The following is a 20,014-nucleotide window of genomic DNA, read 5'->3' as shown; positions in this document are numbered from 1 at the left end:
GCGCCGTGCCCGCTCCCATCCCGAGAGGGAGCCCAGCGCATGGCAGAGACCTTCGCCGAGTACATGGCCAAGTACGGCCGCCCCGACAGCGACTACCCGGTCATCGACCTCGACACCACCGACCTGCAACGCCACACCCTGATCGTCACTTTCGCCGACGGCAGGAAGAAGGCCATCGTGCAGGTGTTCGGCCTGGCCGCCGGCGAGGACAACGAGCACCTGTGCCTCGATGTGCACGCGTTCGTCGACGACCAGGTGGCCCGCTCCAGCGTGTTCGGTCTCGAGAACGGCACCCGCTACGAAAGCTTCGATGCCACCGCGCCCGGCCGCTCGCACGGCTGGCCCGCGGTGCGCGGCGTCACCGCGCTCATCGGTGTGCAGACCGACGCCGACCCGCAGTCCTGACCCCTCCCCACCAGGGCGTGGGCAGGCTGCCGGGTCGCGGTGAGCCTACCCACGCCTCCCGATTCCAGGAGGCACACCTCATGGCCGAACCGGTCACCCTGCACAACCTCTACTACCTGATCGACACCGATGCGTGGCTGCACCAGCGCACCGGCGCCCACGATCGGCAAGCCAGCAGCCAGGTGCAGGACTTCGTCGGTTGCGACGTGTTCGACGACTACGCGCCGCGGATGGGCACCACCGCCCGGCTGCAGCTGTGGTGCGCCGCGCACGGCTGGCACGTCGCCGAAGGCGCACCGATCGAACACGACGACGCGTGCCTGAGCAAGCCCGTCACGATCGTGCTGGCCGCCACGACTGGCTTTCCTCGCGGCGCTGTGGCCCTAATCAGCGTCGACGGCGGCGCCCCGCAGGTGTACGCCGACGTCACCACGGACGAGGGCTATTGGCTGAGCAGCTCCACGATTCAGATCGGCTGCCCCGGCGATCACGTCTGGACTTGGGACGGCGACCGCGACCTGCTCGCGGCGGACGGTACCGAGCACCGCGTCACGGCCCTGTTCGGTCCCAGCCGCAGCGTCATCAGCCGGTGCCGCGAGTGCGAGGCGTTCGACGATGGCGCCGCCGAAGACATGTGCCTGTGCCCGGGCTTCGCCGTCTACTGCCCGACCTGCGGCCAACGCTGTCAGGTCGAGCTTCCCGAGATACCCACCTTCGAGGAGACCCACTGATGATCCGACTGTTGTTCCCGCTAGCCGACGTCCTGTACGTGGCCGAGCACGCCATCGCCGCGTTGGATCGTCATCTGCCGACGCACCGAGCACATGCCCGACTGGGCCGCCGGCATCGCCTGGTACGTAACCTGGCGGACCTGGTGGGCCGACGGACGGTGGCACGCCGAGAACGGCGACTACGGCCCGCACCGCGGGCTGACCTGGCCCCAGGCCCAGCAGTCGCTGCTGCGCCGGCTCAACGTGCCGGCGCCACCGCGGACGGTTAATCCCGACGTATACCTGCGCGGCGATGACGACGGCGACTGGCTCGTCTGCCTGGTCTGCCACGAGCCGATCACCATGCTCGCCGGCGACGACAAACTCGGCTCCCTGATGGCTGAGGTCACCGGCACCATCGAGGCCGACAGCGGAACCCTGACCGACGACGAATGGGAGCTCAACAGCTACCAGCTCGACCGCTACGAACAGCGGCGAACTGAACGCCGCCTTCCTCGACCACAGCTTCGCCGCCGCCGGCGTCGAGCTCTACAGCAACGACGAGAACCACGACGCCGGCGCTGACAGCGACTCCACCGGCGACACCGCCGTTCAGTAGCACCTGCGGCGTCAGCCGTAACCGCTAGAAGCCAAGACCCCTCAAGGGCATCGTCGACTTCGGTCGCCCTTGACGGGCGATAGGCCGGCGAGGCCATCCACAGTGGATGGAGAGCGAATCGCATGACCGTCACCACACCTTCCGCGGGCCAACGGTCCGCCACGTCCGATCCCGGCGCCCTGTTCGCCCTTATCGAGACGGAAACGAGCTCCGTGTTCGCCGTGATGGAATGGGCAGAAGCCGAGATCGCCGCGGCCGCCCGCCACCACCCTGGCCAGACCGATGTGCTCTACCACGCCTTCAGCGTGCTGACGCCGCGGCACGTCGGGCCGGGCACGGGTACCGAGTTCGTCTACCGAGGCCACGTCCGGGAACTGCTGGACCGGGTGGCCGCCGGGGCGGACCTGCGCCCGGCCACCGCGGCCGAGATCTGCCTGGCGCTGTCGAAGGTCAGCCAGCTGGCCCCCATGCACGGCGCGGGCGCGGGCTTGTACTTCCGCATGTGGCTGGCCGCGTTCCCCGGCCACCCGGTCACCGCCGAGATGGCCGACAACCAGAGCCACTACGAGCACTTGCACGGCCCGCAGATCGATGAGCTGGAGGAAACCATGCGGCACAAGGTTGCCGACCAGCATCGGCAGCTCGGCGACATCGAGTGCCAGGGCCGCCACCACGGCAAGGACGTCTCCTGCCGGTTCGCCAGCAGCTGAGACCGACGACCGTGACGGCCTGGCCAGACCCTGACGCGCCAGACCCCGCGTCACATGATCAACGCGGGCCACCTACCGCGACAGGACAGCATCTGACGCCGGCACGCTCCGGCTTTCGCGACCCTGACGCGGCGACGCCACGCGCGCTGCCAACGCTGGCGCGCGACGAGACCGCGTCTGACACGAGGACGACGCCATGTCCATCCACCCGCAACGCATGCCCTACGGGCAACTGACGCCGCTGATCCTGGCGCACCTGCGGACCTACCCGCATCTGGCGTTCACGCCGTGGGAACTGGCCAAGGTGCTGGGCCACTCGCACGGCACCATCCGGCGCATTCTGCTGCGTCTGGCCGAGGCCGGCGAGGTCAACCAAACCAGCGACGACCCGGCCCGTTTCCAGCACTGCAACTGATCCCGCACCACCCGCGGGACGCACAGCCGAACCCGATTCGGCCCCGCGTCCCGCATGGGGCGCTGGGCCCTGCACACCTTGCAGGAGGACCCCGTGTCCCACAACGCCAACGCCCGCCGCACCCCGACCGGAGGTGCCGCATGGGCCCAATGACCTCCGCCCGCAGCGACCAGGCTCTCGGCCGCGCCGCCGAGCACGCCGCCTGGGCGTTCTACGCCGTCGCCGCGCTGGGCTCGTCGATCGGCCAGGTCTGGGTCGGCGTCGAGACGCCGCCGTGGTCCGACACCATGCCGCTGTGGCTGCGCGCCATCCTGGCGCTGCCGTTCGCCGTCGTCATTGACCTCGGCGGCGTCGTCTGCTCAGGCTTCGCCGACACCCGCCAACGCCTCGGCGAGAACGCCTACGGCTGGCGCATCCTGTCGGCGGGCTCGGTCACCCTGGCGGTCGGCATCAACGTCGTCGGCCACGCCGGCTCGCCGTATCTCGCCACGGTGTTCGGCGGGCTGGGCATCTTCGCCTACTGCGTGTGGCTGCTGCACTCCTCGGCCCGCCGCCGCGACGCGCTGCGCGTCGCCGGCAAGTTGTCGGCCACCCCGCCGGCCTACGGACTGCTGCAGTGGTGGCGAGAGCCGGCCGTCACCCGTCGCGCCAAGAGCCTGGCCGTGCAGTTCGGCTGCAGCCTGCACGAGTCCCTCGCTGAGGCCCGCGTCCAGCTGCGCACCGAAGCCCGCCGGGCCGCGCTGGCCAGCCACATCGAAGCGAAGATCCGCTCCCGGCACGACACCGACCCGGTGCTTGCCTCGATCGCCGCGACCACCACACCGGTAGACGACATCGCGGACGCCCTCATGGCCATGATCGACACCATCGGCTGGGCGGCTGCGATCGCCGCCGAGATCCAGCCACCCGACGCCGCGCAGCCGGCGCCGACCCAGGCCGCGCATCGCATCGGCGCCGGGCTGGTCGACACCAGCCGCCCACCGAGCACGGCCGTCTTGCGCCAGATCCCCACCCAGCAGTCCGTCTATGACCGCTGGCGCGAGATCTGGCAGGCCATGACCGACGACGACGGCGCATCGAATCAGGACATCGCCGCCCGGTTCGACGTGTCCTCACGCACCGTCCAGCGCATCCGTGATGCCGGCCTCGCCGGGCTACTCGACTCGCCCGAAACGCCAGTCGCCCGCATCGCCGCTCTCGCCTCCAGCAACGGCCACACGCCACTGCCGGCACCGTCCTGAGAACCGCCGTGGCGCGGGCGATCGGCAGTACGCCGCCGCCCGTGCCACGGCCTGCCCGGGATGGTTGCCGGCTTGTGTCCGGGACCCATCCAGAAGGGCAGACCTATGCACACCAACGCCTCCCGGAGCCGATCATGACCGGCCGCGTGCTCGCCATCATCACCGCCTGCGTGCTGGGCGTCGCGTTCGTCTGCGTGGCCGCCATCGCCGGCATCGGCGGCTTCGCATCCCCGTGCATGATGCTGCCGGCGCTGCCCGGTTCGACCAGCGGCTACGACGCCGATCAGATGCACAACGCCGCCATCATCGTCGGAGTCGGCGCCCGCCGCGGCATTGCCCCGCGCGGGCAGGTCATCGCTGTGGCCACCGCGATGCAGGAATCGAACCTGCGCAACCTCGGCAATCTTGGCAAGGACAACGACCACGACAGCCTCGGACTGTTCCAGCAGCGCCCCAGTGCGGGATGGGGGAGACCGGCGCGGATCATGAACCCCGAGTACGCCGCGGGCAGGTTCTACGACAAGCTGCTCACCGTCGCCAACTGGCAGACCCTGCCGCTGACAGTGGCCGCTCAGGCCGTGCAGATCAGTGCCTACCCTGACGCGTACGCCAAGCATGAGCCGGACGCGACCGCGATCGTCACCGCTGTAGTTTCCGGGGATCCGCGAGCAATTCCAGTCGATCGTGAGCAATGCGTGAGCATTTGCGCTGAGGTCGTGGCTTCGCCGGACGGCTCTGGTGGGTCCTGTGTCGAGGCTAGCGCAGTGTTCGACCGGGCGCGGTCGTGGTTGACCGCATGGCGGGGCGGACCGGTGCCTTATCTGTCGAGTAATGTTCCCGGCGATCTTTTCCATGGGTATCGGCGGGACTGTTCGGGTTACGTGTCGATGGCGCTGGGTCTGCGAGGGCCGGGGCTGAGCACGGTTGAGCTGGCGCAGCGGTCGATGATGATCGGGAAGTCAGATCTACGGCCGGGTGATCTGATGATCAATCCGGACACCGACTTGCGTGGCCATGTAGTGTTGTTCGCGGGCTGGGTCGACGCGTCGATAGGCAGCTATTACGGCTATGAACAGTCCGGTGGCGGCGGTACGCATTTCAGGAAAATTCCGTATCCGTATTTCGGCTCGTACCGCATGTCGCCGTACCGGTTGGGGGACTGATGTTCCGGAAATCGGTTACGGGTATGGGATTGTGTCGCCGGGTTCACTCGGTGGTTTGGGCGCGTACGACGTCGTCCCAGGTCTGGTGCAGTGGCGGCCAGTTGGAGCCAGGTGCCAGGGCGTCTGGCGGCAGGCGGCGGTCGACGACGGCGAGGCGTACTCCAAGGTGGTCGGTGCCGAACTGGGCGAGCCAGCCGGCGCAGGCGAGGTCTGCGTTGCTGCTGGGTGCGCCTTTGTGGCAGCCGAAAAGGATTTCACCGATGGGCGGTTCGTGCCGGGTTTCCGGATCGCGGACGGTCACGCTCAGCTCGTCCCACCGGTCGGCCGGGAATTTGGCCTTGGGGTTGTCGCAGTTATCGGCGCGTATAGGGCATTCGTCGCACGGGAAATGGCGTCGCGAAAGTTGTTTATCTTCGCTCACTCGTGCGCCTTTCTCATTCGCTTCGACGTTTCCGTGACGGCCCGCGAAGTGCTGACGTGCCGGGCAGATGTTACCCCGGCTCGTGGCTGTTGTGGCGGCGCCTTTCTGCGCGGCCGGGCCGGGCTGGCGGGGAGGGTGGTGTCGCCCGTATGTGTGGTTCTGCTGGTTGTCGCCTGATGGTGTCGGTGTGTCGTGGCTGCCGTGGGCGGGTGGTGGGATTGCCATGGGTGGATGGCTGCCGGATTGGCCTCGCAGCGGGTGCCCGGCGTGCCGGGCGGAACGGTCGCGGCCGTGTTTCGGGCGCAGGTGCAGATTCGCTCGGATTCCGGGGTTGTGGTGGTGCCGGTCGAGCAGTTGCGGCTGGCGCGTTTCGCAGGGTCAGTGCCGTGGCGGCGGTGGCGGTCGCATCGCGGGCAGCCGTATCTGCCGGGCTGCTACTGGGCGGCGACGGTCGCTGATCATGTGGTCTACGAGAGCCGGTTGGAGCTGGAGCGGCTGTTGCTGGCTTCCTGTTCGCCTCGGCGGACGGGGCGGTGACGGTGGTCAATGTGAAACCGGCGGTTCGGCTGCTGGTGCCGATGGTGGCTGAGGTTAGGCCTGGCCGCGGGTGGTGTTCGAGGCGCACGGCGGCGCCTTCGAGCATCGCGGCCTGCCGCTTCCAGTCCATCTTCCATCATGCGCAGGTAGGAGAACGGAGTGGTCACCTGGTGCAGCACCCGGCGCACGGCGGAACCACACTCCGACCCGGGATGCCTGAGCCAGTGGTGGCCCTCGCTGTTCGTGGTCGACGGGATCCGGTACGTGCACCCTGCGGCGCGGCAGGGTGACCACGCCGGTGGTGACGCGCCGGTCCATCGCGGTGACCGCTTCGCCGGCCTGCTCTGGCACGTCATCCTCGCCCCCGTATCCGGCGGCGACGACCCTGACCTGGCCTTCGTACGCCAGGCGGGTGCCGTGTTGCTGCCCGGGCCCCGTCGACCGGGTCGTCCGCCGACCTGGACGAAACGGCAGCTCATCGACGGGATCCGGTGGCGGGTCCGGGCGGGAACGCCATGGCGGGACATCCCGGACTGCTATGGATCGTGGGCGGCGGCGTATGCGTTGTTCCGACGGTGGCAGCGTGACGGGACCTGGGCATGGATCCTGACCGCGTTGCAGGCGATAACCGATGCGGCCGGCCGGATCGTGTGGGACGTGTCGGTCGACTCAACCGTGGCGCGGGCGCATCAGCATGCAGCGGTGCGCGTAAAGGGGGATCTGCAGGCTGAACCACCGGGCGGTGTGACGGTCGAGCGTGCTGATCATGCGTTGGGTCGATCGCAGGGCGGGCAGACCACGAAACTGCATCTGAGCTGCGAGCAAAGGCAGAAGCCGCTGTCGATCGTGCTGACGGGCGGGCAGCGAGGTGACAGCCCGCAGTTCATTGCGGTGATGGAGGGCATCCGGGTGCCCCGCCCGGTCGGGCGGCCACGCACCAGGCCGGACCGGGCGTTGGCCGACAAGGCGTACACGTCGCGGGTGAACCGGCGCTACCTGCGCCGACGCGGGATCAAGGCGACCATCCCCAGCAAGGCTGACCAGGACGCCAACCGGCGCAAGCTCGGGTCGAAGGGCGGCCGGCCACCGGCCTTCCCCCGCAGATCTACCAACAACGCCACGCCGTGGAATGCGGCATCAACCGACTCAAGCGCCACCGAGCTGAGTAGCAGCCACGGCGCGGCCACCCGGTATGGCTGCAGTGCCGGGCCGTGGTACCCGCGCACGATGTCGCCGTCGAGCAGCCCGCGGCCGATGAGGCCACGCCAGATCGCCTCGGCGGGGTAGTCGGGGTACCCGGGTTCGTGGAGTTCGGACTGCTCAACGAGCACGGGCAGCGCGCTGACGCCGATTTCGGCGACCATCAACGGCACGCCGAGGATGCGCATGGCGTGGGTGCGGTGCCGCCCGGCGGACACCACCCGGTAGATCGGCCCGGCCGGCCCGGGGATGTGTTCGAGGTCGGCCCATTTGTGTGTGTCGTCGGCTTGGGCGTGGAGAACGCGGCCTGCAGGGGGTCGGCGGCGTTGAGCACGTGCTGGACGATCCACGGCAACGTGTCGGGTCGGTGATGGTCGAAGTCGTTCCACCGTGTGACGCCGCCGCCTACAACTGCGTTCGCCTCGATCCAGGCGAAGGTGCGCAGCCGGCCGAGGTCCTCGCGCGGGGGCTGGCGGCTGTCCGGGTACAGGGACATCAAGTCGGGGTTCAGCACCGGGTGAGTGGGGTCCAGCTCGTGGGCGCGGTTGCGGATCTGCTGGTGGATGTGGCGGTGCTGCCACCCGGCCAGGGCCTGCGGCGTTCGACGGCGCAGCGCGTCGCGCTGCGCCGTCGACGCGGTAACGAAGTAGTGGTCGTGCCCGGACGGGGCTTATCGGCGCACGTCGCTGTCTGCCAAAGTGTTGCGGTGCGCCGTGAGTGGGACCTCGATGATCTGATCGCGTCGTGGACGGTGGTCGACGCCGACCAGGAGCAGCTGGTGAAGTTGCATCCGCCAAGCCGGCTCACCGACCACGATCTGCGCGGGTTGACCCCGGTGTTCTGGTCCAACGTGGCGCTGCACGGCAGGTTCGAACTCGACCTGGACAAACGCCTCGACTACGACCAGGGCAGCGGACCATCAGCGATACCAGTCCCGGTCCCGCATGCGCCGGCTGGCGGCGTATGAACGCGCGGGGCCGTACCGTGCTGGCGCTCGTCGCGTTGGTGCTCACCACCACGGTCTCGTTCCTGTCGGCCTGGTTTTTCGCCGAGGCGAATCTGTTGAACGGCATGGACAAGGTATTCAGCGTCATCGGTGGCACGTCCGGGATCGCGGCGCTATACCTGGCTTGGAAGTACCGAGGCCCGCTGACCGGCCATGGTGCCGGGCATGCCCCGAGCCTGTGGCCGCGAATTTCGCTGGAGGTCCCCGGCCTCGCCGACGGCGAGCAGATCCGCGGCCGCGACACCCTGATCGCTGAGCTCATCGGGTTGTTCGACCGGCACGCCACGAACACGAAGAGAGTTCGGGTCCTGCATGGCATGGGTGGCGCGGGCAAGACCACCATCGCCCGGCACGTCGGGCAGATCCTCGAAGCCGAAGGTGTAGTTGTCTGGTTCGTCTCCGCCGCCGGCCCAACAGAGCTCAACGCCGGTATGCGGCAGGTCGCCGAAAGGCTTAACGCGACGGCTTACGAGCTGGCCGAGGGCTGGAATCGGGGACCCGACGTGCTCTGGCGTCTCATCGCGGCGTACTCAAAATCGTGGCTGCTGATCGTCGACAACGCCGACGACCCCACCATGCTGGTCCCCGAGGGACAGACCGTCAGCCAGAAGCAGGGCTGGATCCGCCCTGTCAACATCTCACACGGCGCGATCATCGTGACCAGCCGGGACAGCGACAGCGACGAGTGGGGGACGTGGTGCGAGCTACAGCACGTCGGCATGCTGTCGACCTCGGACAGCGCGCAGGTCCTGCTCGACCTCGCCGGCACCACCCCCGGGACTCACGAGGAGGCCCGCGCACTCGCAGACAGGCTCGGCGGACTCCCGCTTGCTCTTCGCCTCGCCGGCCACTATTTAGGTCAGACCAAGGACGAGGATCTGCTGCCCGGTCAGGTCAAGACCTTCGCCGGCTTCCACGCCGCGCTCGACTCCGCTGGCACCTACGCCGTGTTCCCCGACACACGACATCACCTGGCCGACAGGCAGGCGCGCGAAGTCATCGCCCAGACCTGGGAACTGTCGCTCACCTACCTCGAACGCGGCAGAAGCCTTCCTGATGCGCGGAACCTCCTACGCTTGCTGTCGGTGTTCGCCGACGCGCCCATCCCTTTTCAAAATCTCCTCGACGCTGCTGTCATGGCAGGATCCGAGCTCTTCCCCGGGCTGAACCCCAGACGTCTCGACGAGAGCCGCGATGGTCTGATCAGGCTCGGCCTACTCGACGTCAACCCTGCTGAACCCGAAACGCAGACACCGCCGACATGGCGCCTGCACCCGTTGGTCCGCGATGCGAGCCTGTACCACCTCACCAGGACCGGGCAGACCCGGGCCGCCCTAGCACTCGCAGCCCGCCTGCTCGAACGCGCGGTGAAAGAACATGAGAACCAGTTCGATACCGCGAACTGGCCCTTCTACCGTCTCATCTCACCGCATCCGATCCAGGTGCTGGCTCGCGCCGCAGAATCACCCGGTCCGGAAGACCGGGAGACGATCGCCGTTGTAGCGGAAATAGCGAGCGAGGTCAGCCGCTACGTGGCGGCCCTCGGTCAGCATCCCGCAGCGGTCGAGCAAGCCGAGATGATCCGATCCATTGCGACCCGGACTCTCAGCGATAGCCACCCGGCTGTGATCGTCACCGCCAGCGCTGACCTGGCGTCTTTTACCGGAGGAGCTGGCGATATCGTCTCCGCTCGAGATCAGTACGCTGCACTGATTCCCATCGCAGAACACGTCCTCGGCCCCGAACACCCAGAGACTCTGCTCTATCGGTCGAACTTGGCGTGGTTCACCGGCGAAGCCGGCGACGTCGTAGCGGCACGCGACTCCCTCATCGCGCTGCTCCGTACCGCCGAACGGGTGTTGAAGAAGACCGACTATGAGCTGATCGGCATAAGAAGCACCCACGCGAGATTCGTCGGCGAGGCAGGTGACGCCGCAGGAGCCCGTGACCTGCACCTTGCCCTAGTCCCGCTAAGGCGGGAGGTCTTCGGAAGGAAGAGCCACACCACTCTGGTACACGAGGCCCAAACGATCCGTTGGACCGGCAAGGCCGGCGACCCAGCGAGCGCACACAACCAGCTCAGCAGCCTAATATCGATCATGCGAGATGCGCTCGGCCCTTCGCACCGCGAGACCCTCCAGGTTCGATCCGATCTCGCCTACTGGACCGGCCGGATCGGTGACCCGGTCGCCGCCCGCGATCAGTTGACTGAGCTCGTACCGCGATTCGGCGAGGTTCTCGGTCCCGAACACCCAGAGACGGTGAAGACCCGTGTGCACCTGGCCTACTGGACTGGATGGGCGGGGAACCCGGCAGCAGCCCGTGACCAGCTCGCCGAACTGTTGCCCGTCCTGCAACGCGTCTTCGGCGTCGGTCATCGCGCCACCCTGATTGCCAGGTCCGATCTAGCCAGATGGATCGGACGCTCCGGCGACCCGGCGGGAGCCCGTGATCAGCTCGCCGATCTGCTACCCGTCCTACAACGCGTATTCGGTGCGGAAAGCTTGGAAACGCTCAAGGCCCGCGGCAACCTGGCCTACTGGGCAGAACGGGCATGAGGAGATCAAGACGCGCTCCTCCATCGCAGACGACCGTTTCCGATAGACCTGGACCGGATCCGTCGCCGCCTGTCGATTTTCGAGGGCGTCTGCACGGGATGTCCGTACTTCTCTGCGCGTCTGGATGGAGGCGGGCTCCCATGCTGTACCGGCGAGATCCCGCCCGGGACGGTCTAAGGCGTGTTTCATAAGCGCCTGGACACCCAGGTCTACTCCGATGCGTACGTGCTGGTTTGGGCCGACGGTGACCTGGACCTGGTCAAAAACTGCGCCGGCGATCAGGTGTCGCCCGTAAAATGCAGGCCCGTCCACTCCGCCGCGGCAACACGGCGCATTTGGCGAATGCCCGGTCCGCTGACGGCGCCGGAAGGCCGGTGACTACCCACCGCGACGGTGGCGCTGATCCGGTCGATCAGGTAGATCCAGTTCACGGCGAGATTGCCGGCCTCGGTGAGGCTGAATTTCAGCGGCTGGTGGCGTTCATCCGTTGGGCTGCGATCAACACCATAATCCGCCGCCTCGACCGGCGGCTGCCGTGCATGCCCCGTCGGGCAGCAACATGCACCGCGGCGACCCGCCAAAACGACAGACCCGACGCCCACCGAACCCGCCTCAATCGGTGGCGAGAAGTGCCGATGCCGCCAAAGTGATAGCGATCTTGCGCACCAGGAACCTTAACCTCTCGCTCACAAGTCGGACGTTTAAGCGAGTATGGCATGTGCGAGCAATTCTCGCCGAGTCGAGAAATCCTTTCCGCAACGTGTCGCATCGCAAATTGCTGCTGGCATGCGAGAAAGTTTTACATCATTCGAGTGAAAGGCCTTGACATTACGCCAGGCGTCGGTGCTGAATGGCGGCAAAGCAAGGCACGGCGGGTTCAGCGGGCTTGGGACCTCGGGGTGTTGGCGCACGGGCCCCGACACCCCTGGTGCACGGCGCCAACGACTCATAAGCCTTTCTCGTTTGCTGTGATGTTGACCGATTCGATTGTCCGATGAGGAGTTCTCGATGGCCACGGTCCTGCTTCGGGTGCCGATCGAAGAAGATGGTGAGGTTGAGATCGAGATCGAGGTCGAATCGCGAGATGTGGGCGCGGACGATGTCGAGCTTACGTCTAGTGATGGTCGTCGTACTTTCCGTGCTGCCCATTCGCTTTCGACGTCGATTAATCGCTTGCTGCCCGCTGTTGGAACGATCATTTCGAAGGTGCGTGAGCATGAGAATTCGCCTGACCGAGTGGCCGTGGAGATCGGCGTGAAACTGGGCGGAGAGACCGGAGTAATTCTCACCAAAGGCACCGCCGAGGCGACCTTGAAGGTGACCATGAATTGGGATCGTCCGGGCGATGACACCTGAGCATTCCGTTGCACGGGTGCTCGGGAGAGATCAGAAGCCGGTAGGCCTTGCCTTCGTGGTCGGAGAGCGGCAATTGCTGACGGCCGCGCATGTAGTCAACGCCGCGCTGGGGCGACCGCAGCGCACAACTGAGGAACCAGACCGGGACGCCTATCTCCTGATCGAGTTCCCGTTCGGCGGTGTCGGCGAGGAAATGCCGGTCTGCCGGGCGGCAGTCGCGGCATGGGGCCCGGCGGGAGGGGCCGACCTCCTCACGCACGACTGCGCCGGCCTCGTCCTGAAGCAGCCCAAGCCCGTCGGCACGCCGCCACTGGCCCTCGTTCTCGACGATCCGCCACCGCGAGCGGCCGTACAGATGTGGGGCCCGTCGCCTGACCGACATGCTCCGGGGCATGTCGGTGGCGAACTGATGGGAGACATCGACAAGGGTCGGATCCAGGTCGATCAAGTGATCAGAGGCGCGTTCGCGGTCGGTGCCGGGTTCAGCGGAGGACCGGTCTGGCTGATCGGCACGGGTGAGGTGGCAGGCATCCTGCACGCGGCCGGTGGGGACGGAACCGATGTCTATGTGGTCCGTGCCGATGTCGCCGTCGACATGTGGCCGGACCAGCTCTATCGCCCGCCAGCGTCGCCGTATCCAGGTCTGCGTTCCTTCGAGGTGGGTGATGCCGAACGCTTCTTCGGCCGGGAAACCTTCGTCGGCACTCTGCTCGCCGACGCGGAAAAACGACCGCTGCTGGCGATCATGGGTGCCTCCGGCAGCGGAAAGTCGTCGGTGCTGGCCGCCGGCCTCGTCGCCGGGCTCCGACGGACGGCCTCTCAGGTCGAGCTGTTCGTCCGCCCAGGTGACCGGGTCGTGACGGCGATCGCGGCCGCGATGGGCCGGGTATCGGGTCACGCTGACACTGACCGCTGGCGGAGGAGCCTGGCCACCTTGGGCTTAGCAGGCGCGTTGGCGGAACTCGCTGTGCTCACCGGACACGAGCGCGCTGTGCTGGTTGTGGACCAGCTCGAGCAAGCTTTGTCGCACCGCCACGATGAACGGGAGCTCGAACTTTTCATCGGCATGATCGGTGATCTTGTTGAGGCAGAGCGCGACCAGGCCGCAGTGATCGCGCTCGGGGTACGCGACGACTTCTATGGCCGTTTCGTCACCTTGGAAACCCGACTCGGCGGCTACCTGCAGCGGAACGCGCGTCCGTTGCGGCAGATGAATGAGACGGAACTGCGATCCGCGATCGTAGGCCCGGCCGAGCTTGCGAACTCCCGGAAGAAGATCCGGCTCGACGATCGGCTGGTCGCTCAGATCGTCAAGGACTTCGCCGGCCAGGCCGGCGACTTGCCACTGGTCCAGTTCACGCTGCGTCAGCTATGGGCCCAGCGAAACGAGGAGCTCACGCTCGAATCGTACGTTGACATGGGTGGTCTGCGACGCGGTCTGATTCTGCATGCTGACGAGTGCCTCGCCCGGCTCACCGAAGACGAGCGGCTACGCGCGAAGCACGTCTTCTGCAGATTCACCCGCACCGACCTGGCTGGTGTCGGCCGGCCGGTGCTGCGCACCGAGCTGTCAGAGGCGGACTGGGCCGTGGTGAACAAGCTGGCCGATGCCTCCTGCCGGCTGGTCACGTTGCTCCGGGACTCCGCCACCGGTGCGGAGGCGGCCGAGATCGCGCACGAGATCCTGCTGCGCGAGTGGCCGTGCTTGGTGGCCTGGCGTGCCGACGACGCTGGGTTCCTCACCTGGCTGGACCACACCGAGCTTCGTAAGCGCGACTGGACCGAGCATGGCGACGACTTCCTGCTTCGGGGCGCCGTCCTGCAGCAGGCGGTCGTGATGGTCGCCGAACGTCCGTCCGAGACATGGCATCTGGCGGAGCTCGTCGTGCGCAGCACCGCGGCCGAGCAGCGCCGAATCGAGGCGGAAGGAGCCTCTCTACGCAGGCGGAACCGGGTGCGGCGGCTGGTCGTCATGACGCTGGTCGGCCTGCTGGTGCTGGCCACCGGTACGGCAGGGATTGCCATCCGGGAGTCCCGCCGAGCCGCCGAGCAGCAGCAGGTTGCAACGGCGCGCGGACTCGTGTTCGAGTCGGCCTTGCTTCGTGAGCCCGAGCCGGCAACCGCGCTTCGGCTCGCCGCGGCCGCTTACGCGATCACCCCGACCCGCGAGACCCGCGTCGGTCTGCTCGACACGGTGATCGACAATCGTTTCGCGGCGGCCCTTCCCGGGATCACCTCAGAGGCAGACGCAATCGCGTTCGTGCCTGATCGCCCAGTAGTGCTGGTCGGAACCGAGGATGCGACGGCCACCTTTTGGGACCTGACCGACCCGAGCCGGCCACACCCGCTGAGCACCTTCACCTCGGCCCAGCGCATCTGGTCGGCCGAATTCAGCGCCAACCATAAGATAATGCTGCTCGGTATGAACGACCGCACCGAGGTGTGGCGGCTGGACGGGCCACGGTATCGGGCCACCAGGGTTGCCCGGCTGGCTGGTTCGGCGGGACGGGCGATTCTTGACAGCTCCGGCACGGTCGCTCTGACGGCCGGTGACTCGGTCAATGATCTCCAACTGTGGAATCTGACCGATGCTCGGCACCCCCGCCGGGCCGGTCGCCTGAGGTCACCGGGTGTGCAGTCGCCAAACTACGGCCTGAGCGACGACGGCAAGCTCGCGGTTGTACAGGCTGGCGGTTTCAACGTCTGGGAGGTCACCGATCTGCAGCGGCCTCGACGGCTCGGGCGGCTCGACGAGCCCGACCCGTTCGATATGACGCTGACGGTCGCTCGGAACGGGAAGATGGTGACCGCAGGGAGCGGCGTGGTCTATGACCTGAGCAACCCCGGTAAACCGCAGCGGTACGGCGAGCTGAAGACGACCTACGAAACTCAGGACCTGGGCGGTGCGTCCGTAGCGGTGACACCCAGCGGCGACACTGCGGTGATGGCCAGCCCGGGGCAGCCCAACAGTCTTTGGGACCTTCGCGATCCCCAACATCCGAGCCGTACCGCGACGTTCGGCCGTTCTGATTCCGGCGCGGCGGTGAGCACCGACGGCCGGCTGGCGGCGACCAGCGACGGGAGCCGCGTCACGATCTGGGATCTTCGCCCGCCCGCCGCGATACCTCAGGCGGCACGAATCCCGGGTAGTTCCGACGGCGGCATCAACGAGGTGGTGCCGATCGGACCGGACCGGAAGCTGCTCCTCGCCGGGGGCCGGAGAAAAGGCGAAGCCTTGTTGTGGAACTTGACCGATCCTCGAGCACCGCGACGGGTAGGCCGGCTAAGCGTTGCACCGCAGGACATCGACAGTTTCGCGGCGGCCGCGACACAAAGTATCGTGCTAACCGGATCGCGCGGCCAAGCGACAGTGTGGGAGGTTACTAATCCGGCCCGCCCCGTGCGTCTAGGCGCCTTCGGTACAGGCATGGACGGGCCAACTTACGTCAGCGTGAGCGACGACGCACGGATGGCGGTCATCACGGCCGTCGATGCGAGCGCTTCCGAAGAGGGTAATTTCGTTGCCAGCATCACGATCTGGGATCTGAGCAATCCGGCCCGACCCGCACGGCTATCCGAACTCCAGACAGACGGTAGCCCGCTCGCGATCGCCATGGTCAGCCCGGACGCGCGGCTTGCCGCCTCCACCATGTACAACGCAGAAGCGGAATCGGATGCGGCGGTGTTCTGGGACATCAGCGAACCGACCCGCCCGCGCCGGCTGACAGGTGCACTGTCCGACGCCGCAATGCCGTTCGTTTTCGATCGCACGGGTACGAGACTGTTCACCGGCGGAAAGGAAACGAGCTATCTCTGGGACGTGCGGGATCTCGGCGATGTGCGCCGGATCGGTGCCGTGCCAAGCACGGACCCCGGGGTTGGGTCGGCGTCGTTCAGTGCTGACGGCCGCGTGCTCCTAACCGGAGGAGAAGACCAGAACGTGACCGTCTGGGATCTGTACCACCCCGAAGATCCGAAGCGACTGGCGATCCTGCGAGGGCATACAAACGCCGTTTCTTCGGTGTTCTTCGGACCCGGCGAGAAAACCGTCGTGTCCGGTAGCCCGAGCTTCGAGGTGTTCACCTGGGACGTTGGCGAGATCATGGCCCTAGCTGCCGATCCGCGCGCGAAGGCGTGTGCGATGGCGGGCCGAGGACTCGACAGGTCCGAATGGGCACACTACATTCCTGGCCTTCCGTACCGCCAGACCTGCTAGTCCAGTCGTCACGCGCCGGCGGCCGCCCTGCGCAATGCGCGTCGGCGCTCCACCTGCCGGCGTCTCCAGTCCCGCCGGTCCACCGAATCCGGATCACACCCGGCCGCTAGATCTAGACACTTTTCGGGTTGGGGGGTCCTGTTGGGCGGCGCTCTGGACAGATGTCAGGCTGACATCAACGGTGATGGCGAGCGCCCTCGGCCTCATCGCCGTCCGCACCTCGCCGTCGGCTGCCACCGCGGACCGCGCGCCGGCGGCGACGACTACGGATCGGCCGAGCCCGACCGCGAAGCCGTCCGCCAGCGAACCCTTCGACGCACATATCCGGCCGGCTGACGCACTGGCCCACGATCCCATGGCAGCACGAACCCGGGTGCTGGAAGTCGTGATCGGCCACAGCCCTTACCGAGAACAGCTTTACCTGCAGGCCACGCGGTCGAGGCCATTGGTTTCTCCCCGGAGCGCGGAGTCAGCAAGCAGTCCTCCGGCGGTTGTGGTGGGGCCGCGAGGCGCTTCCACAACGCGGTGGGGAGGGGGTTGAGCAACAAGGCAGCAAATGGTTGACCGAAGGTCTGCGTGAGTCGCCCGACGTTCTTGGACGCGGCTTGTCGCACGAGGCGCAGTTGCGCCTGTCCGCCAGCGGAGTCGCCGGTCATCTCGAGCGCGATGGTCAGACCGAGTTGGGAACGCAGCGGTTGCGGATGTGCCGGGCCGAGGATGGCCCGCTGGCCTCGTACGAGTCCCCCGGCGGCCGTCAGACGGTGCAGGGAATGCGTGTCAGTCGGTCGAATGTCCATCACGTCGCAGTCCACCCTCGACGAACGCTGTCGGTCATTGGGACGGCGTGATGTCGTTCGCTGCCCGATCAGGCGTTGACGTCATGGGGCCTTGACGCACATCGATGCGCTTGGTAGTCACTCAGTTACGTGCGTGCCGTCGGGTGGTGCGTCGACTGACACGGGGGATCACGTTGACAAGGTCCTTGCGCGTCCGCCTGCTCTCTGTCGGAGCGGGGGCGGTCGCCGCAGTGGTTGTTGCTTCGAGCGCGCCGGCGTTTGCCGTCGCGGGTGGACAGGCGGCACCGGCCGAACGGTATTCGTTCGTCGCCAAGTTGGACGTCGGCGACGGCGTGCAGGCGTGCAGTGGTGCCCTGGTCGCGGCTGAGTGGGTGCTGACGGCGGCTGCGTGCCTGGAGACCGGTGCCGGTGCCGCTGCTGCCGGCCGCCCGGTGGTGCCGGTGACCGCGTCGCTGGGTCGGGGCGACTTGCCGAGCGCGGGCGGTCAGGTGCGGTCGGTGGTGCAGGTGGTGCCGCACGCGACGCGGGGCGTGCTGTTGGCGCGGCTGGCGGCGCCGGTGCGCGGCGTCACACCGGTGGCCCTGGCGAGTGCGCCGGCCGCGGTGGACTCGACGGTCCGTGTGGCCGGTTACGGGCGTACCCAGCAGGACTGGCTGCCCGCGGCGGCGCACAGCGCCGAGTTCACGGTCCGAGAGGTGTCCGAGGCGGAGTTGACCGTCGGTGGCGACGCCGTCGGTGTGTGCCGCGGTGACGCCGGTGGGCCGGCGTTACAGGAGGCCGCGGACGGGCCGCTGCTGACCGGCGTCATCAACACGTCGTGGCCGGGTGGGTGTCTGGATGAGACGGAGCCGGAGCGGGAAGCGACCGCGATCCGGGTGGACGACCTCGGCGACTGGGTCCGGCAGAGCGTCGTGACGGGCGAGCCGGTGGGCCGGTGGGACATGAGCGAGATGTCGGGAACCACTCTGGGCGACAGTACGGTGGCCGGGCCCGCGCACCCGGCGTCGGTGTCCGGGGCGGCGTTGGGGCAGAGCGGGCGCATTCCCGGTGGTGAGACTGCGGTGCGGTTCGACGGTGTCAACGACGGTGCGGCGACGGTAGACCCGGTGGTCGACACGGCCGGTGACTACACCGTGTCGGCCTGGGTGCGGCCGACGGTGCTGAGTGCGGTGAATTCCAATGTTGTGTCCGTCGATGGCGCCCGCACGAGCATGTTCGGGCTGGGTAAGAACACCGCCAACAAGTGGGTCTTCTGGACGCACTCGGCCGATACGGACGGCGGTGGTGCCTTGGCGCAGGCCGCGGCGGCCACGGGCCCGAAGGTCGGCGTCTGGACGCACCTCGCCGGCGTGTTCACCGTGGCGGACCGCAGCTTGGCGCTCTACGTCGACGGCGCGCTCGCCGCGACGGCCACCATGTCGGTCGCGCCGTGGACCGCGGGCGGGGCGTTTGCGATCGGCCGCGGCCGGTGGGTGGGTGCGAACGCCTACTTCTGGGCCGGTGACATTGCCGAGGTGAAGGCCTGGAACAGGGCGTTGACTCGCGGCCAGATGCCGTCGATGGCCAATGCCGCGACCGGTCGGTGGGCGATGCAGGATCGGGCACCGGACTCCTCCGGCTACGACCGGCACCTCACCTCGGTCGGCCGGGTGCTGTACACCGACGGGCGCCTGCGCCGGGCTGCCTCGTTTGGCGGCGTCGATCAGGTCCTGACCGGCCCGGCCGCGGTACGCACCGATCAGTCGTACTCGGTGTCCGCGTGGGTGCGGGCCGACCGGCTGACCGCCACCAACACTAACGCCGTGTCGCAGGACGGCACCCGGACGAGCATGTTTGGACTTGGCAAGAACACCGCCAACCGATGGACCTTCTGGCTGCATACTGCCGATTCCGACTCCGGCGGGTCGTTGGTGCAGATCGTCGCCGCGATCGGCCCGGTCGTCGGCGTCTGGGCGCACCTGACCGGGGTGTACGACGCGGCGGGCCAGCGCATCATCTTGTACGTCAACGGCGAGGCTGCCGGAGCGGCGAGCGTGGCGACGGTGTGGCCGGCTACCAGCCGGTTCGTCATCGGCGGCGGCCGGTGGAAGGGCGCGGACGATTACCGGTGGTCGGGCAGCGTTGATGAGGTACACACCGTGCAAGGCGTCCTGACCTCCGTCGAGGTACGCGACCTGTACCAGCGCCAGGTCGCCGCTGCGGCGGTGCCTGTGCGCCAGGTCGCTTCCGAACCCGCCCCCGTATTCGCGCTAGAGGACTTCTCGTATCCCGGTGAGGCGAAGTTCCTGGCCACGCTTGGGATTCGGTTGATCGCCGGCGACGGCCGCATTCGCATGGTCGACTGCGCCACACCGGTCGAGGGGGACATCGGATTGCTGCGGGTGAGCACCACCGCATTGGTGGGAGTGAACGGCAGAGGGAGGTTTTGCTTCCGGGTGTCCGCCCCGACTGGGGTTCTGGAGCTGGAAGTGCCGGCCGTTTACGAGATTCGTGGTGATGGGCTGCGTTCCGGTGCCGGGCACCGTGTGACGGCGGACCTGGAGTCCGAGGACGGCAGGAAGTTGTCAGTGGTCGTCGATCCGGACGGCAGTACGCCGGTCGGAGAGGGTGAGGAGGACTCGTCGACGACGTTGTTGCGGCTGCGGGCGACGGGATGAGGT

At 67.6% G+C, this 20,014-nt stretch carries 16 protein-coding genes and 1 pseudogene; 15 read left to right on the top strand and 2 right to left on the bottom strand.

What is annotated here, in order from left to right:
* The first annotated feature begins 39 nt into the window (after positions 1-39).
* From LDL48_RS30170 to LDL48_RS30140, 7 genes are all read left to right on the top strand, one after another.
* A complete protein-coding gene (locus LDL48_RS30170) occupies positions 40-405 on the top strand; it encodes a hypothetical protein (RefSeq protein WP_225257894.1) in 366 nt (121 codons plus the stop codon).
* Positions 406-485: 80 nt separating this feature from the next.
* Positions 486-1,136 (top strand): hypothetical protein, encoded by a 651-nt coding sequence (locus tag LDL48_RS30165; protein ID WP_225257893.1) that lies wholly within the window; start codon positions 486-488, stop codon positions 1,134-1,136.
* A gap of 93 nt (positions 1,137-1,229) precedes the next feature.
* On the top strand, positions 1,230-1,700 hold the full coding sequence (locus LDL48_RS30160) for a hypothetical protein (RefSeq protein ID WP_225257892.1): 471 nt from the start codon (positions 1,230-1,232) through the stop codon (positions 1,698-1,700).
* Between the two features lie 258 nt (positions 1,701-1,958).
* On the top strand, positions 1,959-2,444 hold the full coding sequence (locus tag LDL48_RS30155; protein ID WP_225257891.1) for a hypothetical protein: 486 nt from the start codon (positions 1,959-1,961) through the stop codon (positions 2,442-2,444).
* Positions 2,445-2,640: 196 nt separating this feature from the next.
* Positions 2,641-2,859, top strand: a complete 219-nt coding sequence (locus LDL48_RS30150) for a winged helix-turn-helix domain-containing protein (protein ID WP_225257890.1) — start codon at positions 2,641-2,643, stop codon at positions 2,857-2,859.
* A 140-nt stretch (positions 2,860-2,999) separates the two neighbouring features.
* Positions 3,000-4,100 (top strand): hypothetical protein, encoded by a 1,101-nt coding sequence (locus tag LDL48_RS30145; protein WP_225257889.1) that lies wholly within the window; start codon positions 3,000-3,002, stop codon positions 4,098-4,100.
* A gap of 134 nt (positions 4,101-4,234) precedes the next feature.
* Positions 4,235-5,263 (top strand): NlpC/P60 family protein, encoded by a 1,029-nt coding sequence (locus tag LDL48_RS30140; protein WP_225257888.1) that lies wholly within the window; start codon positions 4,235-4,237, stop codon positions 5,261-5,263.
* A 43-nt stretch (positions 5,264-5,306) separates the two neighbouring features.
* Here the strand turns inward: LDL48_RS30140 and LDL48_RS44725 are convergent, their stop codons facing one another.
* Positions 5,307-5,684 (bottom strand): DUF6283 family protein, encoded by a 378-nt coding sequence (locus LDL48_RS44725; protein WP_225257887.1) that lies wholly within the window; start codon positions 5,682-5,684, stop codon positions 5,307-5,309.
* 231 nt (positions 5,685-5,915) lie between these two features.
* On the opposite strand from LDL48_RS44725, the gene LDL48_RS30130 reads away from it, so the two are divergent.
* The 5 genes and pseudogenes from LDL48_RS30130 (at position 5,916) to LDL48_RS30110 (ending at position 10,985) form a co-directional block, all read left to right on the top strand.
* Entirely contained in the window at positions 5,916-6,221 is a 306-nt protein-coding gene (locus LDL48_RS30130; RefSeq protein ID WP_225257886.1) for a hypothetical protein, read from the top strand.
* A 390-nt stretch (positions 6,222-6,611) separates the two neighbouring features.
* Positions 6,612-7,381, top strand: a pseudogene (locus LDL48_RS30125) (IS5 family transposase); the annotation flags it as partial.
* A gap of 51 nt (positions 7,382-7,432) precedes the next feature.
* Positions 7,433-7,792 (top strand): hypothetical protein, encoded by a 360-nt coding sequence (locus LDL48_RS30120; RefSeq protein ID WP_225257885.1) that lies wholly within the window; start codon positions 7,433-7,435, stop codon positions 7,790-7,792.
* Positions 7,789-8,388, top strand: coding sequence for a hypothetical protein (locus LDL48_RS30115; protein ID WP_225257884.1), 600 nt, complete (start codon positions 7,789-7,791; stop codon positions 8,386-8,388). The genes LDL48_RS30120 and LDL48_RS30115 overlap by 4 nt, the downstream gene beginning before the upstream one ends.
* A gap of 17 nt (positions 8,389-8,405) precedes the next feature.
* A complete protein-coding gene (locus LDL48_RS30110; protein WP_225257883.1) occupies positions 8,406-10,985 on the top strand; it encodes an AAA family ATPase in 2,580 nt (859 codons plus the stop codon).
* Between the two features lie 278 nt (positions 10,986-11,263).
* Here LDL48_RS30110 and LDL48_RS30105 read toward each other — a convergent pair whose 3' ends face one another.
* Positions 11,264-11,587: a hypothetical protein gene (locus tag LDL48_RS30105; protein ID WP_225257882.1), complete on the bottom strand. Its 324-nt coding sequence runs from the start codon at positions 11,585-11,587 to the stop codon at positions 11,264-11,266.
* 406 nt (positions 11,588-11,993) lie between these two features.
* Here LDL48_RS30105 and LDL48_RS30100 point away from each other — a divergent pair, with 406 nt between their 5' ends.
* The 3 genes from LDL48_RS30100 to LDL48_RS30090 all read left to right on the top strand — a co-directional run bounded on the left by LDL48_RS30100 (position 11,994) and on the right by LDL48_RS30090 (position 20,011).
* Positions 11,994-12,341, top strand: a complete 348-nt coding sequence (locus LDL48_RS30100; protein ID WP_225257881.1) for a CU044_2847 family protein — start codon at positions 11,994-11,996, stop codon at positions 12,339-12,341.
* Positions 12,331-16,557: an nSTAND1 domain-containing NTPase gene (locus LDL48_RS30095; RefSeq protein WP_225257880.1), complete on the top strand. Its 4,227-nt coding sequence runs from the start codon at positions 12,331-12,333 to the stop codon at positions 16,555-16,557. Before LDL48_RS30100 ends, LDL48_RS30095 begins: the two co-directional genes overlap by 11 nt.
* A gap of 982 nt (positions 16,558-17,539) precedes the next feature.
* Entirely contained in the window at positions 17,540-20,011 is a 2,472-nt protein-coding gene (locus tag LDL48_RS30090; RefSeq protein ID WP_225257879.1) for a LamG-like jellyroll fold domain-containing protein, read from the top strand.
* The last annotated feature ends 3 nt before the right edge of the window (positions 20,012-20,014 follow it).

It is taken from the genome of Jidongwangia harbinensis, from assembly GCF_020216025.1.
Classification (GTDB): Bacteria; Actinomycetota; Actinomycetes; order Mycobacteriales; family Micromonosporaceae; genus Actinoplanes; species Actinoplanes harbinensis.
Note: the sequence above shows the minus strand (reverse complement) of the source record. Positions and strands in the feature narration are given on the sequence as shown.

What these genes read in the sequence shown, in the direction of transcription:
- LDL48_RS30165 (WP_225257893.1), top strand. Translation starts at nt 486, where the DNA reads ATGGCCGAACCGGTCACCCTGCACAACCTCTACTACCTGATCGACACC.
- LDL48_RS30140 (WP_225257888.1), top strand. Translation starts at nt 4,235, where the DNA reads ATGACCGGCCGCGTGCTCGCCATCATCACCGCCTGCGTGCTGGGCGTC.
- LDL48_RS30100 (WP_225257881.1), top strand. Translation starts at nt 11,994, where the DNA reads ATGGCCACGGTCCTGCTTCGGGTGCCGATCGAAGAAGATGGTGAGGTT.
- LDL48_RS30150 (WP_225257890.1), top strand. Translation starts at nt 2,641, where the DNA reads ATGTCCATCCACCCGCAACGCATGCCCTACGGGCAACTGACGCCGCTG.
- LDL48_RS30155 (WP_225257891.1), top strand. Translation starts at nt 1,959, where the DNA reads ATGGAATGGGCAGAAGCCGAGATCGCCGCGGCCGCCCGCCACCACCCT.
- LDL48_RS30170 (WP_225257894.1), top strand. Translation starts at nt 40, where the DNA reads ATGGCAGAGACCTTCGCCGAGTACATGGCCAAGTACGGCCGCCCCGAC.
- LDL48_RS30145 (WP_225257889.1), top strand. Translation starts at nt 3,000, where the DNA reads ATGGGCCCAATGACCTCCGCCCGCAGCGACCAGGCTCTCGGCCGCGCC.
- LDL48_RS30130 (WP_225257886.1), top strand. Translation starts at nt 5,916, where the DNA reads ATGGCTGCCGGATTGGCCTCGCAGCGGGTGCCCGGCGTGCCGGGCGGA.
- LDL48_RS30160 (WP_225257892.1), top strand. Translation starts at nt 1,230, where the DNA reads ATGCCCGACTGGGCCGCCGGCATCGCCTGGTACGTAACCTGGCGGACC.
- LDL48_RS30095 (WP_225257880.1), top strand. Translation starts at nt 12,331, where the DNA reads ATGACACCTGAGCATTCCGTTGCACGGGTGCTCGGGAGAGATCAGAAG.